The organism is Streptomyces sp. NPDC051582, from assembly GCF_040681715.1.
Lineage (GTDB): Bacteria > Actinomycetota > Actinomycetes > Streptomycetales > Streptomycetaceae > Streptomyces.
The window spans coordinates 78,636-95,716 of sequence record NZ_JBFAZJ010000023.1; the positions used below are offsets into that span (position 1 = coordinate 78,636).

At 71.3% G+C, this 17,081-nt stretch carries 17 protein-coding genes and 1 pseudogene; 2 read left to right on the forward strand and 16 right to left on the reverse strand.

The window, feature by feature from the left end:
• Positions 1-8: 8 nt before the first annotated feature.
• From AB0M92_RS27015 to AB0M92_RS27070, 12 genes and pseudogenes are all read right to left on the reverse strand, one after another.
• A complete protein-coding gene (locus AB0M92_RS27015; protein WP_366104887.1) occupies positions 9-893 on the reverse strand; it encodes an amino acid ABC transporter permease in 885 nt (294 codons plus the stop codon).
• Positions 890-1,534 carry an amino acid ABC transporter permease gene (locus AB0M92_RS27020; protein ID WP_366104888.1) on the reverse strand — a complete coding sequence of 215 codons (645 nt, stop codon included), beginning with the start codon at positions 1,532-1,534 and terminating at the stop codon, positions 890-892. The genes AB0M92_RS27015 and AB0M92_RS27020 overlap by 4 nt, the downstream gene beginning before the upstream one ends.
• A gap of 17 nt (positions 1,535-1,551) precedes the next feature.
• Positions 1,552-2,487, reverse strand: coding sequence for a glutamate ABC transporter substrate-binding protein (locus tag AB0M92_RS27025; RefSeq protein WP_366104889.1), 936 nt, complete (start codon positions 2,485-2,487; stop codon positions 1,552-1,554).
• Positions 2,488-2,498: 11 nt separating this feature from the next.
• Positions 2,499-3,242 (reverse strand): amino acid ABC transporter ATP-binding protein, encoded by a 744-nt coding sequence (locus tag AB0M92_RS27030; protein WP_366104890.1) that lies wholly within the window; start codon positions 3,240-3,242, stop codon positions 2,499-2,501.
• 107 nt (positions 3,243-3,349) lie between these two features.
• Positions 3,350-3,790: a DUF6278 family protein gene (locus tag AB0M92_RS27035; protein ID WP_366104891.1), complete on the reverse strand. Its 441-nt coding sequence runs from the start codon at positions 3,788-3,790 to the stop codon at positions 3,350-3,352.
• Positions 3,791-3,859: 69 nt separating this feature from the next.
• A complete protein-coding gene (locus AB0M92_RS27040) occupies positions 3,860-4,645 on the reverse strand; it encodes an exodeoxyribonuclease III (RefSeq protein ID WP_366104892.1) in 786 nt (261 codons plus the stop codon).
• Positions 4,646-4,675: 30 nt separating this feature from the next.
• Positions 4,676-5,308, reverse strand: coding sequence for an MBL fold metallo-hydrolase (locus AB0M92_RS27045; protein WP_366104893.1), 633 nt, complete (start codon positions 5,306-5,308; stop codon positions 4,676-4,678).
• A 17-nt stretch (positions 5,309-5,325) separates the two neighbouring features.
• Positions 5,326-5,913 carry a hypothetical protein gene (locus tag AB0M92_RS27050; protein WP_366104894.1) on the reverse strand — a complete coding sequence of 196 codons (588 nt, stop codon included), beginning with the start codon at positions 5,911-5,913 and terminating at the stop codon, positions 5,326-5,328.
• Positions 5,914-6,125: 212 nt separating this feature from the next.
• Positions 6,126-7,238 (reverse strand): annotated as a pseudogene (locus AB0M92_RS27055) (ROK family glucokinase); the annotation flags it as partial.
• A gap of 16 nt (positions 7,239-7,254) precedes the next feature.
• Positions 7,255-8,133, reverse strand: a complete 879-nt coding sequence (locus tag AB0M92_RS27060; RefSeq protein ID WP_366104895.1) for an ATP-binding cassette domain-containing protein — start codon at positions 8,131-8,133, stop codon at positions 7,255-7,257.
• Positions 8,133-9,164, reverse strand: coding sequence for an ABC transporter permease (locus tag AB0M92_RS27065; RefSeq protein WP_366104896.1), 1,032 nt, complete (start codon positions 9,162-9,164; stop codon positions 8,133-8,135). Before AB0M92_RS27065 ends, AB0M92_RS27060 begins: the two co-directional genes overlap by 1 nt.
• Positions 9,161-10,141, reverse strand: a complete 981-nt coding sequence (locus AB0M92_RS27070) for a sugar ABC transporter substrate-binding protein (RefSeq protein WP_366104897.1) — start codon at positions 10,139-10,141, stop codon at positions 9,161-9,163. Before AB0M92_RS27070 ends, AB0M92_RS27065 begins: the two co-directional genes overlap by 4 nt.
• Before the next feature lie 230 nt (positions 10,142-10,371).
• Here AB0M92_RS27070 and AB0M92_RS27075 point away from each other — a divergent pair, with 230 nt between their 5' ends.
• Positions 10,372-11,376, forward strand: a complete 1,005-nt coding sequence (locus tag AB0M92_RS27075) for a Gfo/Idh/MocA family oxidoreductase (protein WP_366104898.1) — start codon at positions 10,372-10,374, stop codon at positions 11,374-11,376.
• Between the two features lie 47 nt (positions 11,377-11,423).
• Here AB0M92_RS27075 and AB0M92_RS27080 read toward each other — a convergent pair whose 3' ends face one another.
• Together AB0M92_RS27080 and AB0M92_RS27085 are read right to left on the reverse strand one after the other, a co-directional pair.
• Positions 11,424-12,614 carry a cytochrome P450 gene (locus AB0M92_RS27080; protein WP_366104899.1) on the reverse strand — a complete coding sequence of 397 codons (1,191 nt, stop codon included), beginning with the start codon at positions 12,612-12,614 and terminating at the stop codon, positions 11,424-11,426.
• Between the two features lie 129 nt (positions 12,615-12,743).
• Positions 12,744-13,364 (reverse strand): dihydrofolate reductase family protein, encoded by a 621-nt coding sequence (locus AB0M92_RS27085; RefSeq protein ID WP_366104900.1) that lies wholly within the window; start codon positions 13,362-13,364, stop codon positions 12,744-12,746.
• A gap of 188 nt (positions 13,365-13,552) precedes the next feature.
• On the opposite strand from AB0M92_RS27085, the gene AB0M92_RS27090 reads away from it, so the two are divergent.
• Positions 13,553-14,317 (forward strand): 3-oxoacyl-ACP reductase family protein, encoded by a 765-nt coding sequence (locus AB0M92_RS27090; RefSeq protein WP_366104901.1) that lies wholly within the window; start codon positions 13,553-13,555, stop codon positions 14,315-14,317.
• Positions 14,318-14,469: 152 nt separating this feature from the next.
• Here AB0M92_RS27090 and alc read toward each other — a convergent pair whose 3' ends face one another.
• Positions 14,470-15,588 carry an allantoicase gene (alc, locus tag AB0M92_RS27095; RefSeq protein ID WP_366104902.1) on the reverse strand — a complete coding sequence of 373 codons (1,119 nt, stop codon included), beginning with the start codon at positions 15,586-15,588 and terminating at the stop codon, positions 14,470-14,472.
• 3 nt (positions 15,589-15,591) lie between these two features.
• A complete protein-coding gene (gene allB, locus AB0M92_RS27100; protein ID WP_366104903.1) occupies positions 15,592-16,932 on the reverse strand; it encodes an allantoinase AllB in 1,341 nt (446 codons plus the stop codon).
• Positions 16,933-17,081 lie beyond the last annotated feature (149 nt).

Here is a 17,081-nt window from a genome sequence, read left to right on the forward strand (position 1 = left end):
CTTCGGAGCTACCGTGGACCGCCCGGCAGCACCGTTCCGGGTTCGGCCTCGGCGACGCCGACCGCTTCGGTCTTCACGCTGCGCCGCTCGAACCGCGCCACCCAGCCGGCGAACCAGGAGAGCAGCATGCACATCCCGATGTAGATCGGGGAGATGATCATGACGACGGGGATGAACGGCAGGTCGTAGTCGAGGTTCGAGGCGATCAGCTTGCCCGCGTGCAGGAACTCCTCGTACGTGATCAGGTATCCGAGCGAGGTGTCCTTCAGGGCCACCACCAGCTGGCTGATGATCGTGGGCAGCATCGCCCTGACCGCCTGCGGGGCGAGCACGAACGTCATCACCTGGGTCTTGCGCATGCCGAGCGCGTACGCCGCCTCGCGCTGCCCCCGGTCGACGGAGTTGATGCCCGTACGGAAGACCTCGGCGAGCACCGAGCCGTTGTACAGGGTCAGCCCCGCCACCAGCGCCGGCAGCGGCTGGACCTTCAGGGCCACGAAGATGAAGAAGATCATCACCAGCACCGGCATGGCCCGGAAGAACTCCACGCACAGCGTGGCCGCCCAGTGCACGGGGCGGTGCACCGAGAGCCGCCCGGTCGCGAGCAGCGCGCCGAGGACCAGTGAGAACACCGAGGCGTACAGGAAGGCCTTCAGGGTGTTCCCGAGCCCCTTGAGCAGCAGTTCCTGAATGCCCTTGTACGTGAAGGGGCTCCACTTGCTGGCGGTGAACTGGTCGGTGTCGAAGAGGAGGTAGAGGATCCAGGCGAGCAGGGCGAGGATCACCACCGTCGAGACGATCCCGTAGAGGAAGTGCCGCCGCCGGGTCCGCGGGCCGGGCAGGTCGTAGAGGGCGGTGGACTCCAGGTCCCCGCGGAGCGCGTGCGCGGTCATCGGGTGATCCCCCAGCGCTTCTCCAGCACGTTGAAGAGCGCGCTGATGGACAAGGTGATGATCAGGTAGCCGACGGCGATCCAGACGAAGGTCCAGATGATGTTGTAGCCCAGCTCGCTGAGGGTCTTGTACGTGCCCAGCAGCTCGGTGACGCTGAAGGCGCCCGCGATCGCCGAGTTCTTGGCGAGGGCGATCAGCGTGGATCCGATCGGCGGGATGACGCTGCGGAAGGCCTGCGGCAGGACCACCGACCCCAGGGTCTGGGTGAAGGTCATGCCCAGGCTGCGGGAGGCCTCGCCCTGGCCCTTGGGCACCGTGTTGATGCCCGAGCGCAGGGCCTCGCAGATGAAGGCGGAGGTGTAGCAGCCCAGCGCGAGGACCGCGAACACCTGGAAGGGCAGCACCAGACCGAAGCGCGGCAGGCCCAGCAGCACGGCGAAGAAGAGCAGGGTGAGCGGGGTGTTGCGGAGCACTGTGACCCAGACCGTGCCGAAGACCCGGAAGGAGCCGACGGGCGCGACGCGGAAGGAGGCCATCACGAAGCCGAGGACCAGGGCGAGGATCGAGGCGTAGACCGTGAGCTGGACGGTTCCGAGGAAGCCCTGCCAGTAGAGCGAGAAGTTCTGCGTGAGGACGTACATGGTGGTGCGCTCTCCCCTCAGCCCGCCGGGTAGCGGTCGATGGCGGGCGGCTTCGGGGCGGGGACGCCGGACAGGCCGAGCGTGGCCTCGTACGCCTTCTTCCAGTTCCCGTTCTCCTCCTGCTGCGCCAGGGCGTCGTCGAGGGCGAAGCGCAGGGCGCTGTCGCTGCGCGGGACGCCGATGCCGTAGGGCTCCTTGGAGAACGGCGTGCCGACGACCTTGAGCTCCTCGGGGACCTTGGCCGCGTAGCCGAGGAGGATGGAGTCGTCGGTGGAGACGGCGTCGACCTGGTAGGTCAGCAGGTTGTCCACGCAGACCGAGTAGGTGTCGTACGCGACGAGGACCGCCTTCGGGTACTCGCGCTGGAGCCGCTGGTAGGGGGTGGAGCCGGCGGCGGAGCAGACCTTCTTGCCGGCGAGGTCCTCGGGCCCCTTGATGTCCTTCTCGTCCTTGCGGACGAGCAGGGACTGGCCGGCCATGAAGTAGGGGCCGGCGAAGCCGACTTGCTTCTTGCGGTTGTCGTTGATCGTGTAGGTGCCGACGTAGTAGTCGATCTGGCCGTTCTGGAGGGCCGTCTCGCGGTTGGCGGAGGCGATCGTCTTGAACTCGATCGTCTTGGGGTCGAAGCCGAGCGAGGCCGCCATCATCTTGGCGATCTCGATGTCGAAACCGGAGTAGCGGGCGCTCGCCGGGTCCTTCTCGCCCAGGTACGGCTGGTCCTCCTTGACCCCGACCACCAGGTGGCCACGCTTCTTGGCGCGCTCCCAGGTACGGGACTGCGGCAGCTGGAAGCCCGTCGCGACCTGGTAGACGGGCAGGTCCTCGGGCTGGGGGCCCTTGACCGGAGGGCTGCCCTCCTTGCCGCAGCCGGCGAGGAGGGCCAGCAGGGCGAGGAGGAGGAGCGGCAGGAGACGGAGGCGGGCGCGCGGGCGCGCGCCGTGAGTGCGCTTCATCGGCCCGCCCCTCAGTGCTTGAGGATCTTGGAGAGGAAGTCCCTGGCCCGCTCGCTCTCCGGGGCGGTGAAGAACTCCTCCGGCGTGCGGTCCTCGACGATCTTTCCGTCGGCCATGAACACGACGCGGTTGGCGGCGGAGCGCGCGAAGCCCATCTCGTGGGTGACCACGACCATGGTCATGCCGTCGGCGGCGAGCTGGCGCATGACCTCCAGCACTTCGTTGATCATCTCCGGGTCGAGGGCGGAGGTGGGCTCGTCGAAGAGCAGCGCCTTGGGGTTCATCGCCAGGGCGCGGGCGATGGCGACGCGCTGCTGCTGGCCGCCGGAGAGCTGGGCGGGGTACTTCGGGGCCTGGTCGGCGAGGCCGACGCGGTCGAGCAGTTCCCGGGAGCGCTTGTCGGCCTCGTCCTTCCCCCGCTTCCTGACCTTCATCTGCGCGAGCGAGACGTTGGCGAGGACGGTCTTGTGCGCGAAGAGGTTGAAGGACTGGAAGACCATGCCCACGTCGGCCCGCAGGGCCGCCAGCTCCTTGCCCTCGTCGGGCAGCGGCTTGCCGTCGAGCCGGATCGTGCCCGACTCGATGGTCTCCAGGCGGTTGATGGTCCGGCACAGGGTGGACTTGCCGGAGCCGGACGGGCCGATGATCACCACCACCTCCCCGCGGCCGACGGTGAGGTTGATGTCCTGGAGGACGTGCAACGCCCCGTAGTGCTTGTTGACGTCCCGCAGCTCGATCAACGGATCGACGGCCATACGCTGCCCTGCCCACCTGTCGGAGTGTCGAGGTCAGCGCAAACTATCCAGCGACGGAAGGGCACTTCCCCTCGACACGCCTAAAGGTGACATAAAGCTCAAACGGGTCAGCCTTCGGAGGCTTCTGCGTACGCCTGGGAGAGCTCCGGGGAGCCGGTCATCGCCCAGGAGACCCCCGACTCCACCACGTTCAGTTCGCGGCCCGAGGCCAGGCGGATCACCGGCTGGCCGTTGGGCCAGACCTGCCAGGCGGAGCCCAGCTTGGTCCGGACGATCACGGTGCCGAGGTAGAAGCCCGCGTCGTTGCCGAGCCAGGGCACCACCTCGGGGTCCCGGCGCCAGCGGGGCATCAGCTGGTCGAGCGCCTCCAACGAGGCCGGGCTCTCGTCGAGTTCCAGCCCGGCCGCCCGCGCGTGGACGCGCAGCATCTCGCACTCCGAGAACAACTCGTTGACGCCCTCGGGGTCGTCCGCGAGGGCGGCGGCCAGCCCCGCACCCCGTTCCGTTTCGTGCCGGTTCAGCCAGTTGTCCAGGAAGGGGATGTTCATACCGACCAGCCTGGCACCAGGATCCCGCGCTGGCCACAGGGCGCGCGGGATCCGTCCGGGAGGGCCGGGCTACGCGTCCAGCGCGAGGTCGACGACCACCGGGGCGTGGTCCGAGGCGCCCTTGCCCTTGCGCTCCTCGCGGTCGACATAGGCATCGGTGACGGCCTTGGTGAAGGGCTCGTTCCCGTAGACCAGGTCGATGCGCATGCCCCGGTTCTTGGGGAAGGCGAGCTGGCGGTAGTCCCAGTACGTGTACGGCCGGTCGTACTTGAGGGGGCGCGGCAGCACGTCGGAGAGCCCGGCGCCCCGCAGCGCCTCCAGGGCGGCGCGCTCGGCCGGGGTCACGTGGGTCAGGCCCTCGAAGACCGCCGGGTCGTACACGTCCTCGTCGGTCGGGGCCACGTTGTAGTCGCCGAGCACCGCGAACGGGCGCGGGCCCGCCGCGTCTTCGGCGACGGCGGCGGTCAGCGCGCGGAACCAGTCCAGCTTGTAGCCGTAGTGGTCGTGCTCGACCTCCCGGCCGTTCGGCACGTACACCGACCACAGGCGGACCCCGCCGCAGGTGGCGGAGATCGCCCGGGGCTCCTCGACCCCCTCGTAGCCGGGGCCGCCGGGCAGGCCCTTGACCACGTCCTCCAGGCCGACCTTGGAGATCAGGGCCACCCCGTTCCACCTGCCGGTGGCGTTGACGGCCGACTCGTAGCCCAGCTCGCGCAGCTGCTCGTGCGGGAACTGCGCCTCGGAGCACTTGGTCTCCTGGACGCACACGACATCGGCGGCGGAGCTCTCCAGCCAGGCCAGCAGACGGGGCAGCCGGGCGGTGATCGAGTTGACGTTGAACGTGGCGATACGCATGCCGTCCAACCTACCGCCCGCCGCCGACAGTCACAGCTGGGCGGCTTCTCCGGCGGCGAGGCGCCCGTGGTCGGTGCCGCCCAGGGCCGCGAGGGCGCCGTCGTAGATCGGCCGCGCGATGTCCGAGAGGTAGGCGTCGTGGATGTCGATGGCCCGGCGCGGCTTGACCTCGCGCAGGTAGTCGATCACCTCGGCGACCTTGTTCCAGGGTGCGTGCACCGGGAGCATCAGGGTGTCCACGGGCACCTCGGGCACCGTCAGCGCGTCTCCGGGGTGGAAGAGCGATCCCTCCACGAGGTAGCCGACATTGGTGACCCGCGGGATGTCCGGGTGGATCACCGCGTGCAGCTCGCCGTGGACCTGGACCTCGAAGCCGGCCGCGCTGAAGGCGTCCCCGTGACCGACGGTGTGGACCCGGCCCGGATAGGCGGGGGCCAGCCGCTCGGCGACGCTGCGCAGGGTCCAGAGCGCGGCCGCCGGGTCGGCGTCGAGCGCGGCGCGCAGCCGGCCCTCGTCGAAGTGGTCGGGGTGCTCGTGCGTGACGAGCAGGACGTCCGCCCCGAGCCCCGCGTCGGGCTCGCTGAAGGCGCCCGGGTCGATGACGAGCACGCGCCCGTCCTTCTCCAGTTGGACACAGGAGTGCAGCCGCTTGGTGAGCTTCATGGCAGCAGGCTAGCCATTTACGGGGTCGCGGTGGACACCACGTAGACCCTCGGCTTGGCCGGGTCGGTGAGATCGACCGTGACGTCCCGGGTGGGGCGCGGGTTCGGCTGCTCCAGGGTGGTGCCGTACCAGGTGTTGTGCGGGCCCCAGCTCCAGCCCGCGATGGCGGCGTCGTGCGGGCTGACGGAGACCTCCCGGGTCAGCCCGGCCCGGCTGGTGCCGAGGTCGGCGAGGAAGGAGTCCAGGTCGGCGGGGGTGACCGCGAACTGCACGTACAGCCGGCTGGTGCGCCAGTTGTTGGTCTCCAGGAACCCGACCCGCCAGGCCTTCGGCGGGATCGGCACCTCGTAGATGCTGCGCTGGACCTTGGAGGGCCAGCCGGGGCGCACCTTGGTCGCGCCGACCTTGGCGGCCTTGTCGCGGCCGCTCTCGCGGCTCTGCTGGGCGGAGACGGCGAGGTAGCCCGCGGGCACGCCGACCAGCAGCAGGATGATGATCGCGGTGATCCAGCGCCGCCGGACGACGTGCTTGCGGTCCTCCGGCGGGAGCGGGGAGCCGCCCTCGTCGGGGGCGGAGGCCTGGTGGGGTACGGAGGGCGGGGTCACCGCGGGTCCCCGTCCTTGGGTTCGGCCGGTGTCGTGTCCGCGGCGCCGGCCGCCGCGGCCCCGCCTGCTCCGGTCTCGCCTGCTCCGGTCTCGGCGGCCCCGGTCTCGGCGGCCTTGAGCTCGGCGGCCTTGAGCTCGGCGGCCTTCGTCTCCGCGGCCTTGAGGTCCGCGGCCTTGCGCTCCGCGGTGGCCGGGGAGTCGATCAGGCCCCACTGCGCGTAGCGCTCGTACCGCTCGACGCGCCGGCGCGTGGCGCGGCGGAAGCGGCGGGCGACGAGCCGGGCCAGGTCGGCGGCGCCGACCATGCCCGCCTCGGGGCCCAGCTGCGCCTTGGCGATCCGGGCCTCGGGGCGGTAGCCGCGGCCGGTGAGGTGGCGCCGGAAGGCGTCCCGGGCGGGCCCGATCAGCAGGTCGTCGGCGGCGCTGACGCCGCCGCCGATGACGAAGCAGGAGGGGTCGAGGGCGGCGGCGAGGTTGGCGATGCCGACGCCGAGCCACTGGCCGATGTCCTGGAGGAGCTCGACGCACATGGCGTCGCCCTCGCGGGCCAGCTCGGTGATGAGCGGCCCGGTGATCTCCGAGACGTTTCCGCCGACCTTGGCGATGATGTTGTACGCGACCGGCGAGTCGGCGGCGGCGAGCTCGCGGGCCTCGCGGACCAGGGCGTTGCCGGAGCTGTACTGCTCCCAGCAGCCGCGGTTGCCGCACGGGCAGCGGTGGCCGCCGGGGACGACCTGCATGTGGCCGAACTCGCCGGCCACCCCGAAGCGGCCGCGCTTGACCTGGCCGCCTTCGAGGATCGCGCCGCCGATGCCGGTGCCGAGCGTGATCATGACGAGGTGGTCCTCGCCGCGGCCGGCGCCGAAGCGCCACTCCGCCCAGGCGGCGGTGTTGGCATCGTTGTCCACCATGACCGGGACCGCGAGCCGGGACTGGAGCGCGTCGCGCAGCGGCTCGTCGCGCCAGGCCAGGTGGGGTGCGAAGAGCACCCGGGAGCGGTCGGCGTCGACCCAGCCGGCCGCGCCGATGCCCACGGCATGGACGTCGTGCCGGTCGGACAGGTCGAGCACCAGCTCGACGATGGTGTCCTCGACGACCTTGGGGCTCTTGGACTTGTCGGGGGTCTCGGTGCGGATCTTCTCCAGGATGACCCCGTCGGCGTCGACGACGCCGGCCATCACCTTCGTGCCGCCGATGTCGATGCCGACGGTCGGGACGCGCGGGGCGGTCAGGTGCGACCGGCGCTCACGGGTCCCGATGGTCCGCAGGACGGTGCCTCGCGCCGACCCCCGGTGGGTGAGCGCAAAGTCCCGGTACGTGCTCATCGAGTCGTGTCGTCCCTCAGGGTGCGGTGGTGCCGGATGCGGTGTCTGCTGCTCCGGACGGGTGGTCCGGTCCCGATTCTGCCACCCGCTCCAGTTCGTGGCTCAGCTCGTCCAGCTCGGAGCCGCCCGCCATCTGCCGGGTGAGCTCGTCCAGGGTGATCGAGTCGCGGGTGTGGCTGCCGGCCATCGTGCCGCGCTTGAGCAGCACGAACCGGTCGCCGACCAGGTAGGCGTGGTGCGGGTTGTGGGTGATCAGGACCACGCCGAGGCCCGCGTCACGGGCCGCGGCCACGTACTTGAGGACCACGCCGGACTGCTTGACGCCGAGGGCGGCGGTGGGCTCGTCGAGGACGAGGACCTTGGCCCCGAAGTAGACGGCGCGGGCGATGGCCACGCACTGCCGCTCGCCGCCCGACAGGGTGCCGATCGGCTGGTCGACGTCGCGCAGGTCGATGCCCATGCGCAGCAGCTCGGCGCGGGTGGTCTTCCGCATGAACTCCACGTCGAGGCGGCGGAGGGGGCCGCGCCCCCTGGTGGGCTCGGAGCCGAGGAAGAAGTTCCGCCAGACGGGCATGAGCGGGACGACGGCCAGGTCCTGGTAGACGGTGGCGATGCCGTGGTCGAGGGCGGCGCGCGGATTGGCGAGCACGGTCTCCTCGCCCTCGATCTCGAAGCTGCCGGCGTCGTGCCGGTGCAGTCCGGCGATGATCTTGATGAGGGTGGACTTGCCCGCGCCGTTGTCGCCGAGGACACAGGTGATCTCGCCGGCGTGCACTTCCAGGGAGACCCCCTGGAGCGCGCGGATGTTGCCGTAGAACTTGCTGACGTCGGTCATCTTCACGAGCGCCGGCGCGGAGGACTTCCCGTACGCGGTCGCGGACTCGGTACCGGTCATCACTTCGCCTCCGCCCGCTTGCGGACCCATGCGTTGAGCAGCGTCGCCAGCAGGAGCATCGCGCCGAGGAAGAACTTGAACCAGTCCGGGTTCCACTGGGCGTACACGATGCCGTTGCTGGTCATGCCGAAGATGAAGGCGCCGACGGCCGAGCCGATCGCGGAGCCGTAGCCGCCGGTCATCAGGCAGCCGCCGATGACGGCCGCGATGATGTACAGGAACTCGTTGCCGACGCCCTCGCCCGACTGGACCACGTCGAACGAGAAGAGGATGTGCTGCCCGGAGATCCAGGCGCACAGGGCGACGCCCATGTACAGGCCGATCCGGGTCTTGACGACGGGGACGCCGGTCGCGCGGGCCGCGTCCGCCCCGCCGCCGACCGCGAAGATCCAGTTGCCGGCGCGGGTGCGCAGCAGGATCCAGGTGGCGACGGCGACCAGGGCCAGCCACCACAGGATGGTGACCTTGAGCGTGACCGAGCCGACGTTCCACTGGGAGGCGAAGAGCGCGCGGGCGGAGGAGAAGCCCTCCATGTCGGCGATGCTCTTCGTGGAGACGGAGCCGCTGATCAGCTTGGTGAAGCCGAGGTTCAGGCCGGTCAGCATCAGGAAGGTGCCGAGCGTGATGATGAAGCTCGGCAGCTTGGTACGGGTCAGCATGAACCCGTTGAAGAAGCCGATGGCCAGGGTGACCAGCAGGGACACCCCGACGCCCACCCACACGTTGGCGGTCATCTGGTAGCTGAACATCGAGCTGAACAGCGCCGAGGTGGTGACCATGACGCCGGCGGAGAGGTCGAACTCGCCGCCGATCATCAGCAGGGCCACCGGTACGGCCATGATCCCGATGGTGGAGGCCGAGTACAGGATCGTGCTGAGGCTGGAGGCCTGCAGGAAGCTCGGCGCCGCGAAGGAGAAGAAGACGAAGACGGCGGCCGCGCCGACGACCGCGCCGAGCTCGGGACGGCCGAGCAGCCTGCGGACCAGGGAGGTGGGGGCGAGCCGTTCGTCGACGGCCGTTGCCGTGCTCATCGGCTGCCCCGCTTGATGAACTCCTCCAGCTTGCCGGCCTCGTCGGCCGTGACGATCTGCGGTCCGGTGAGCACCGGGCGGCCGCCGCCGAGCACGTCCGCGTTGTAGCGGTACAGCCAGAGCAGGTCGATGGCCTCGTAGCCCTGGAGGTAGGGCTGCTGGTCCACGGCGAAGCCGAGGGCGCCGGACTTGAGGTCGCGGGCGACGGACTCGTTGAGGTCGAAGGTGTCGACCTCGGCCTTGCTGCCCGCCGCGTCCTTCGCCTTGACCGCCGTCGGGGCGAAGGGGGCGCCGAGGGTGACGATCGCGTCGACGGACGGATCGGCCTGCAGCTTCGCCTGGATGGCCGCCTGGACGGAGGGCATGTTGGTGCCCTCGACGTACAGGTTCTCCATCGTTCCGCCGAACGTCTTCTTGGCCCCGGCGCAGCGCTGCTCGTGGCCCACGTTGCCCTGCTCGTGCAGGACGCAGACGGCCTTCTTCTTCCCGCGCTTGGTCAGCTCGCTGCCGACCGCCTCGCCGGCGATCTGCTCGTCCTGGCCGATGTGGGTGAGGGCGCCGTACTCGGCCGACTGCGCGGATCCCGAGTTGACGGTGATCACGGGGATGCCGGCCTTGACCGCCTTGCCGATGACGTCCTTGAGCGCCTCGGGCTTGGCCAGGCTCACCACGATCCCGTCGACCTTCTGGTCGATGGCGTTCTGCACGAACTGGGCCTGCTGCTGTGCCTGGTCGTCGTGGGCGTAGACGAAGTTGATGTTGTCCTTCGCCGCGGCCTCCTTGGCACCCTTCTGGACGATGTCCCAGAAGGTGTCGCCGTCGCCCGCGTGCGTGACCATCGCGAAGGTCCAGCGCGGGGTGGACACCGCGGGCCGGCCCGCCTGGGCCGCCTTGGCCCGGTCCTCGGCGCGCTTGCCGCCCGTGCTGCTGCAGCCCACGAGGGAGGCTCCCAGTACCGCCGCGAGCACGGCGCCCACGACGCGTACCCCTGTCCGAACCCTAGCCACGTCTGCGTGCCCTTCCCTCGTCCTGTGTCTGCCGCCGCCGTCTGCGGGCCGCTGCCGCCAAAGCGGTCATTACGGTTCCAGCCGCTCAGTATCCGCCACAGTGGACCATGTGCCGCCATCGGGGCCTTCGCGCCCATCTCCGCCATACGGGTACTGTCCTGCGGATTGACAGCCTCCGGTGACAGGGTCACGTTGATTGCATGCGCATCGGGGTGATCGGAACGGGCCGGATCGGCTCCTTCCACGCGGCGGCACTCGCCCGCCACCGCGACGCGGGCTCGCTGCTGCTCGCCGACGCCGATCCCGCACGGGCCGCGCGCCTCGCCGACCGGCTCGGGGCGACCGCGGCACCCTCCGTGGAACAGGTCTTCACCTGGGGCGTGGACGCCGTGGTCGTGGCCTGTGCCACCGACGGGCACGCCGAGCTGGTCCTGCGGGCCGTCCGCGGCGGGCTGCCGGTCTTCTGCGAGAAACCCCTGGCCACCGATCTGACCCGGACGCTGGCCGTGCTGCGCGAGGTGACCGCCGCCGGTGGAGTGCTCCAGCTGGGCTTCATGCGCCGCTTCGACGCGGGCTGCCGCACCGCGCGGGAACTGGTGCGCTCCGGGGCCCTGGGCCGGCTGCACACCGTACGGATGATGACCGCCGATCCGGCCCCGCCGCCCGCCGCGTACCTGGCGACCTCCGGGGGCCTGTACCGGGACTGTCTGGTGCACGATTTCGACATGGTCCGCTGGGTGACCGGTCACGAGGTGAGCGAGGTCTACGCGACCGGATCCGACGCGGGTCCGCCCGTCTTCCGGGAGCTCGGCGACGTGGACACCGCCGTGGCCGTCCTGACCCTGGACGACGGGACCCTGGCCACCTGTACGGGCACCCGGTGCAACGGCGCCGGCTACGACGTGCGGATGGAGCTGGCCGGGGAGCTCGACCAGGTCTCCTCCGGGCTGGACGACCGTACGCCGATCGCCTCGACCGAACCGCACGGCCCGCCCCCGGCGAGCAAGCCCTGGACGGGCTTCCTGGAGCGCTTCGGCCCCGCGTACGAGGCGGAGCTGGCCGCCTTCGTCCGGCTGGTGCGCGGCGAGGGACCCAACCCGTGCGACGGCCGGGAGGCGCTGGCCGCGCTGCGGATCGCGGAGGCCTGCGAGGTGTCGCGGCGGGAGCGGCGCCCGGTCCGCATGACGGAACTCCCGGACCTGTAGGGGCGCCGGGGGCGGCGGGGGTGGTACGCGACCGGACACGGGCGGCGCTACCAGCGCACCGGCAGCCGGGTCACGCCCCGGATCAGGCTCCCCCCGATGTGGTCCGGCGGACCCCCGGCCGGGTCCTCGGCCAGGTCCGGGAAGCGTTCCAGCAGCCCGCGGAGCGCGATGCGGCCCTCCATGCGGGCGAGCGGGGCGCCGATGCAGAAGTGCAGTCCGTGCCCGAAGGCGAGGTGTCCCTGCGGGGCCCGCCGGATGTCGAACGTGTCGGGGGCTCCGTAGCGCTCGGGGTCGCGGTCGGCTCCGGCCAGCGAGACGAGGACGGTGGCGCCTGCGGGGATGACGGTGCCGCCGAGCTCCATGTCCTCGCGGGCGTAGCGGTAGGTGGCGTTCTGCACGGGGCCGTCGTAGCGCAGCATCTCCTCGACCGCGCCGTCGAGCAGGCCGTCGCAGTCGGCGCGCAGGGCGGCCAGTTGGTCCGGGTGGGCCAGCAGGGCGCGCGTGCCGTTGGAGATGAGGTTGACGGTGGTCTCGTGGCCGGCGACCAGCAGCAGGAAGGCCATCCCGATGAGTTCTTCGCAGGAGAGTGCGTCGCCGTCTTCGTCGCGGGTCCGGATCAGTGCGCTCAGCAGGTCCTCGCCCGGGTCCTTCGCCTTGGCGCCGACGAGTTCGCCGAGGTACTCGCCGAGCTTTTGGTGCGCGGTGGTGCTCGGGGTGGCGGAGGTGGGGGCGACGACCTCTTTGGACCAGTAGCCGAAGCGTTCGCGGTCCAGGTCGGGGACGCCCAGGAGTTCGGCGATGACGGTCATCGGGAGCGGGAAGGCGAGGGCCTTGACGAGGTCCGCGCTGCGCTGCGGGCGGGCGGCCATCGCGTCGAGCAGCTCGTCGGTGATCTGCCGGACGCGGGGCCGCATGGCCTGCACGCGGCGGGAGGTGAACTCGCGGGCGACCAGGCGGCGCAGCCGGGTGTGGTGCGGCGGATCCGCCTCCAGCATGTTGCGGTTGGCCTGGGTGACGACGATGCCCGGCAGGATCGCACCGCTGCTCCAGTCCTTCGCCAGACCGGGGTGGCCGAGGGCCCGGCGGGCCTCGTCGTAGCCGACGACCAGGAAGGCGGGCGCGTACTCGGCGGTGACCTCCACGCGGTGCACCGGCCCCCTCGCGCGCAACCGGGCGTAGAAGGAGTAGGGGTCGCTGTGGAAGTCCGCGTCGTTCGCGCTGATGTCCGGTAACGGCATGCGGTCACACTAATGTGACCGCTCAGTACGGGACCCGGCGATTTCCGGTCACTCGTCCGCGCTCTCCGGCCGCCCGCGGCAGACCCGGCCGGCGGCCGCGTCGGCCCTCCGGGAGCCGCCCCTCCCGGTTCAGCCGAAGGTGGCGAAGGCGGCACGGCCCGTCGGGCGGTACGTGAGGATGGCGGCGCCGTTCGGCGTCGTGCGCGAGGCGACCAGCTCGTAGGCCGTGGGCAGTCCGCCGGTCGGGAACAGCCGCCGCCCGGCGCCCAGGAAGACGGGGTACACCTCCAGGTTCAGCTCGTCCACGAGGTCCCGGGCGAGCAGCCACTGGGCCAACTGCCCGCTGCCGTGCACCTGGAGCTCCCGGTGCCCCTCCAGCCCGTCCTTGATCCGGACGATCTCGCTCTGGAGCTGCTCCCCGTCGATGACGGTGGTCCCCGCCCAGGAGGGGTTCCTGAGCGTGGTCGAGGCCACGTACTTCGGCAGGCCGTTGAGCCGGCTCGCGATCGGGTCGGTGGGCTCGGTCCGCTTCGGCCAGTAGCCGGCGAAGATGTCGTACGTCCGGCGTCCGAGCAGGAAGGCCCCGGCCCGGTCGAACAGCTCGGTGGTGAACGCGCCCACCCCCTCGTCGTGGAACGGGGTCAGCCAGCCGCCGTACGCGAACCCGCCGGACGGGTCCTCCTCCGGACCGCCGGGGGCCTGCATCACGCCGTCGAGGGTCACGAAGGTGGTCAGGGTCAGCTTGCCCATGGCTCTGCGCTCCTTGCGTCCGGTGTCTCGCGCACGGGGTCCGCCCGTACGGTTTCCCCCTGTACGGCTTCAGACTCCCGGCCTCCCCCGCACTCATCGGCGCGGCGCGCACGAACGCGAGGTCCGATTCCCGCCAGCGCCCGCGCCCCTCCCCCTATTTCATTGAAGCCGCAACGACTTTTCGGGCAATGAGAACGAGGGAGAAGACCATGGGCAGCAACGGCGCGGTTGTGGCGGCACTGGTGACCGGTGGCAGCCGGGGCATCGGGGCGGCCACCGCCCTGCGGCTGGCGCGGGACGGGGCCGACGTGGCGCTCACGTACGTCAACGGCGAGCGGGACGCGGCCGAGGTCGTCGCCGGGATCGAGGCGCTCGGCCGGCGCGCCGTGGCCGTACGGGCCGACGTGGGCGACCCGGCGCAGGCGGTCGCCGCAGTGGAGGAGACCGTACGCGGGCTCGGGCGGATCACCGCACTCGTGAACAACGCGGGGATCGGCGTGCTCGGACCCCTGGACGCCCTGACCCTGGCCGATGTGGACCGGGTGCTGGCGGTCAACGTGCGCGGGGTGTTCCTCACCACCCAGGCCGCGGCCGCCCGGATGGACTCCGGCGGCCGGATCGTCACCATCGGCAGCTGCATGGCCGCCCGGGTCCCGGGCCCCGGAGGAACCCTGTACGCGATGAGCAAGGCCGCGCTGATCGGCCTGAACAAGGCGCTGGCACGGGAGCTCGGCGAGCGCGGCATCACCGCGAACCTCGTGCACCCGGGCCCGGTGGACACCGACATGAACCCGGCCGACGGACCGTACGCCGCCGCGCAGAGCGCACTGACGGCCCTCGGGCGCTTCGGCACGGCGCCGGAGGTGGCGGGCCTGGTGTCCTTCCTCGCGGGTCCGGACGCCGCCTACGTGACGGGCGCCGAGTTCGCGGTGGACGGCGGGCACGCGGCCTGACGCGCGGCCGGGCACGGGGCGCGGCGCGCAGGGGGACGCGGCGATGGGGCGCAGGAGGACGCGCCGATGGGGCGCGCCGCGGCCGCGGTGCGCCCCATCGGGCCGTGCGGGCCCCGGGGGTGTCGGCCCCCGGGGCAGTCAGGGGGACGGCGTCAGCCGCCCAGCTCCTGGTTGCGGGCGGTCAGCGCGGCCGCGCCGGCCTCCGTCAGCGAGCCGTACAGGCGCAGGCGGGAGAAGCCGCCGTCCGGGAAGATGTCGATCCGCACGTGGGTGCCGACCGCCGGGGTGTCCAGTACGAAGCGGTGGTTGGTGTCGGGCTGCAGGCGAGTCCGCGGCAGGAACTCCGTCCACTCGCCCTCCTCGCCCGTCTTGACGGACAGCGAGGCCCAACCGGCCGAGTTGCCCTTGAGGTAGGCGGTGTCGATCTCGACGGCGCGGATCTCGGAGTCGGCCACCAGCTGGTAGCGGATCCAGTCGTTGCCGTCGTCGCGGCGGCGGGCGGTCTCCCAGCCGTCGTCCATCTTGCGGGAACGGCCCGGGTTGATGGTGTTGGCCGGCGGGGAGTAGAAGCGGTTGGAGGCGTCCTGGACGGAGCCGCCGTTCTCCAGCGCGACCACGTCGAAGGAGCCGAGGGCCGCGAGCCACTTCGGGTCGGGCAGGACCTCGCCGTAGACGCGCAGGCGGGCGATGCCGCCGTCGGGGTGCTGGTTGACGCGCAGGTGCGTGAAGCGCTGCTCGACGGTGACCTCGAAGCCGTTGGCCGCGTGGCCGCCGACCGGGGTGCGCGCGACGATGGTCGTCCACTTCACCGCGTCGCCCTGGAGCTCCTCCGGGGTCGGCGCGAGGGCACCCTCCCAGTTGGTGGCCTCGACGGAGACGGCCTGCGGCATGTTGCCGCGGAAGTGCGCGGTGTCGACGACGATGCCGCGGATGACGCCGGGGGCGCCCAGGCGTACGAGGGCCCAGTCGTGGTCCTCGGGCGTCGGCCAGGGCTGGGTGGCCGAGACGCCGCGGCGGCGGCGGGTCTCCCAGCCGTCCATGACCTTGCCCTTGTGGCCGAAGTCCTCCGGGTCGAAGTGCGCGGCCTCGGAGATCAGCAGGTTCTCGCGCTGGGCGAAGAACTCGTCGTTGGCGGCGATGACACCGGCGCCCAGCTCACGGGCGGCGAGGTTCGCGTACTGGGTGAACGGGAAGTCCGCGGTGCGGTAGTCCGCGTACGGGTCGCCGCCTCCGTACGGGTTCGCGTTGCCGGTGAAGGATTCAATCGCCACTGGTCAGTTCTGCCTTTCGAGGAGGAGGCCCGTGGGCTCGGTCGGGGTGCCGTGGTCGGCGATCCGCGTGCCGCGCAGCCAGGTGGACTTCACGACGCCGTGCAGGGTCTTGCCCGCGTACGCCGTCACCTGGTTGCGGTGGTGCAGTTCGGCCGGGACCACCGTGAACGTTTCTTCGGGGGCCAGGACGGCGAAGTCGGCGTCGCGGCCGGCCTCGATGGCCCCCTTCTGGGCGAGGCCCGCGAGCTTCGCCGGGGCCGCCGACATCCAGCGGACCACGTCCTCCAGCGTCCGGCCGCGGCGGCGCGCCTCGGTCCAGATCGCCGGCAGGCCCAGCTGGAGGGAGGAGATGCCGCCCCACGCGGTGGAGAAGTCGCTCGTCTTGAGGTCCGCCGTGGACGGGGAGTGGTCGGAGACGATGCAGTCGATGGTGCCGTCGGCGAGCGCGTCCCACAGGAGGTCCTGGTTGGCGGCCTCGCGGATGGGCGGGCAGCACTTGAACTCGCTCGCGCCGTCGGGAACTTCCTCGGCGGTGAGGGTGAGGTAGTGCGGGCAGGACTCGACGGTGATGCGGACGCCTTCGGCCTTGGCGGCGGCGATCAGCGGCAGCGCGTCGGAGGAGGACAGGTGCAGTACGTGGACCCGCGCGTTCAGCCGCTTCGCCTGGGCGATCAGGTTGCCGATCGCGGTGTTCTCGGCGTCGCGCGGCCGGGAGGCCAGGAAGTCGGCGTACTTGGGGCCCGGGACGACCGGGGCGGAGTCCAGGTGGTGCGGGTCCTCGGCGTGCACGATCATCAGGCCGCCGAAGCCGGTGATCTCGGCGAGGGAGGTGGCCAGCTGCTCCTGGTCGAGCTCGGGGAACTCGTCCACGCCGGAGGGCGACAGGAAGCACTTGAAACCGTAGACCCCGGCGTCGTGCAGCGGCGCCAGGTCCTTGACGTTGTCCGGCAGGGCGCCGCCCCAGAAGCCGACGTCCACGTGCGCCTTGGCGCGGGCGACCTCCTGCTTGACGCGGAGGTTGTCGACCGTGGTGGTCGGCGGCAGGGAGTTCAGCGGCATGTCGAGGAGCGTGGTGACGCCTCCGGCCGCGGCGGCGCGGGTGGCCGTCCAGAAGCCCTCCCACTCGGTGCGCCCCGGGTCGTTCACGTGCACGTGGGTGTCGACCAGGCCGGGGAGCAGGACGTCGTCGCCGAAGTCCTCCAGCCGGGCGCCGGCCGGCACCGCGGCGTCGTGCGGCAGTACGGCGACGATCTTCCCGGCGGCGACGGCGACCGAAGCGGCGCGCGTCCCCCCGGGGGTGATGACGCGAGTCGAGCGCAGTACCAGTTCCACGTCGTCGGACACGCCGGAACCTCCCCATCTACTTCCACAGAGCGAAATTCAACGTTCTGTTGACGGAGTCTCGCCGCCGATCCGGGGCCAGTCAAGAGCCGCCGGACAGAGCACTGACACACCGGTGCCGCAATTGGATGTTTCCACAGGATGGAATTAAG

Coding starts and splice junctions, on each gene's coding strand:
- AB0M92_RS27015 (WP_366104887.1), bottom strand. CDS start 893: ATGACCGCGCACGCGCTCCGCGGGGACCTGGAGTCCACCGCCCTCTAC.
- AB0M92_RS27020 (WP_366104888.1), bottom strand. CDS start 1,534: ATGTACGTCCTCACGCAGAACTTCTCGCTCTACTGGCAGGGCTTCCTC.
- AB0M92_RS27025 (WP_366104889.1), bottom strand. CDS start 2,487: ATGAAGCGCACTCACGGCGCGCGCCCGCGCGCCCGCCTCCGTCTCCTG.
- AB0M92_RS27030 (WP_366104890.1), bottom strand. CDS start 3,242: ATGGCCGTCGATCCGTTGATCGAGCTGCGGGACGTCAACAAGCACTAC.
- AB0M92_RS27035 (WP_366104891.1), bottom strand. CDS start 3,790: ATGAACATCCCCTTCCTGGACAACTGGCTGAACCGGCACGAAACGGAA.
- AB0M92_RS27040 (WP_366104892.1), bottom strand. CDS start 4,645: ATGCGTATCGCCACGTTCAACGTCAACTCGATCACCGCCCGGCTGCCC.
- AB0M92_RS27045 (WP_366104893.1), bottom strand. CDS start 5,308: ATGAAGCTCACCAAGCGGCTGCACTCCTGTGTCCAACTGGAGAAGGAC.
- AB0M92_RS27060 (WP_366104895.1), bottom strand. CDS start 8,133: ATGACCGGTACCGAGTCCGCGACCGCGTACGGGAAGTCCTCCGCGCCG.
- AB0M92_RS27065 (WP_366104896.1), bottom strand. CDS start 9,164: ATGAGCACGGCAACGGCCGTCGACGAACGGCTCGCCCCCACCTCCCTG.
- AB0M92_RS27075 (WP_366104898.1), top strand. CDS start 10,372: ATGCGCATCGGGGTGATCGGAACGGGCCGGATCGGCTCCTTCCACGCG.
- AB0M92_RS27080 (WP_366104899.1), bottom strand. CDS start 12,614: ATGCCGTTACCGGACATCAGCGCGAACGACGCGGACTTCCACAGCGAC.
- AB0M92_RS27085 (WP_366104900.1), bottom strand. CDS start 13,364: ATGGGCAAGCTGACCCTGACCACCTTCGTGACCCTCGACGGCGTGATG.
- AB0M92_RS27090 (WP_366104901.1), top strand. CDS start 13,553: ATGAGAACGAGGGAGAAGACCATGGGCAGCAACGGCGCGGTTGTGGCG.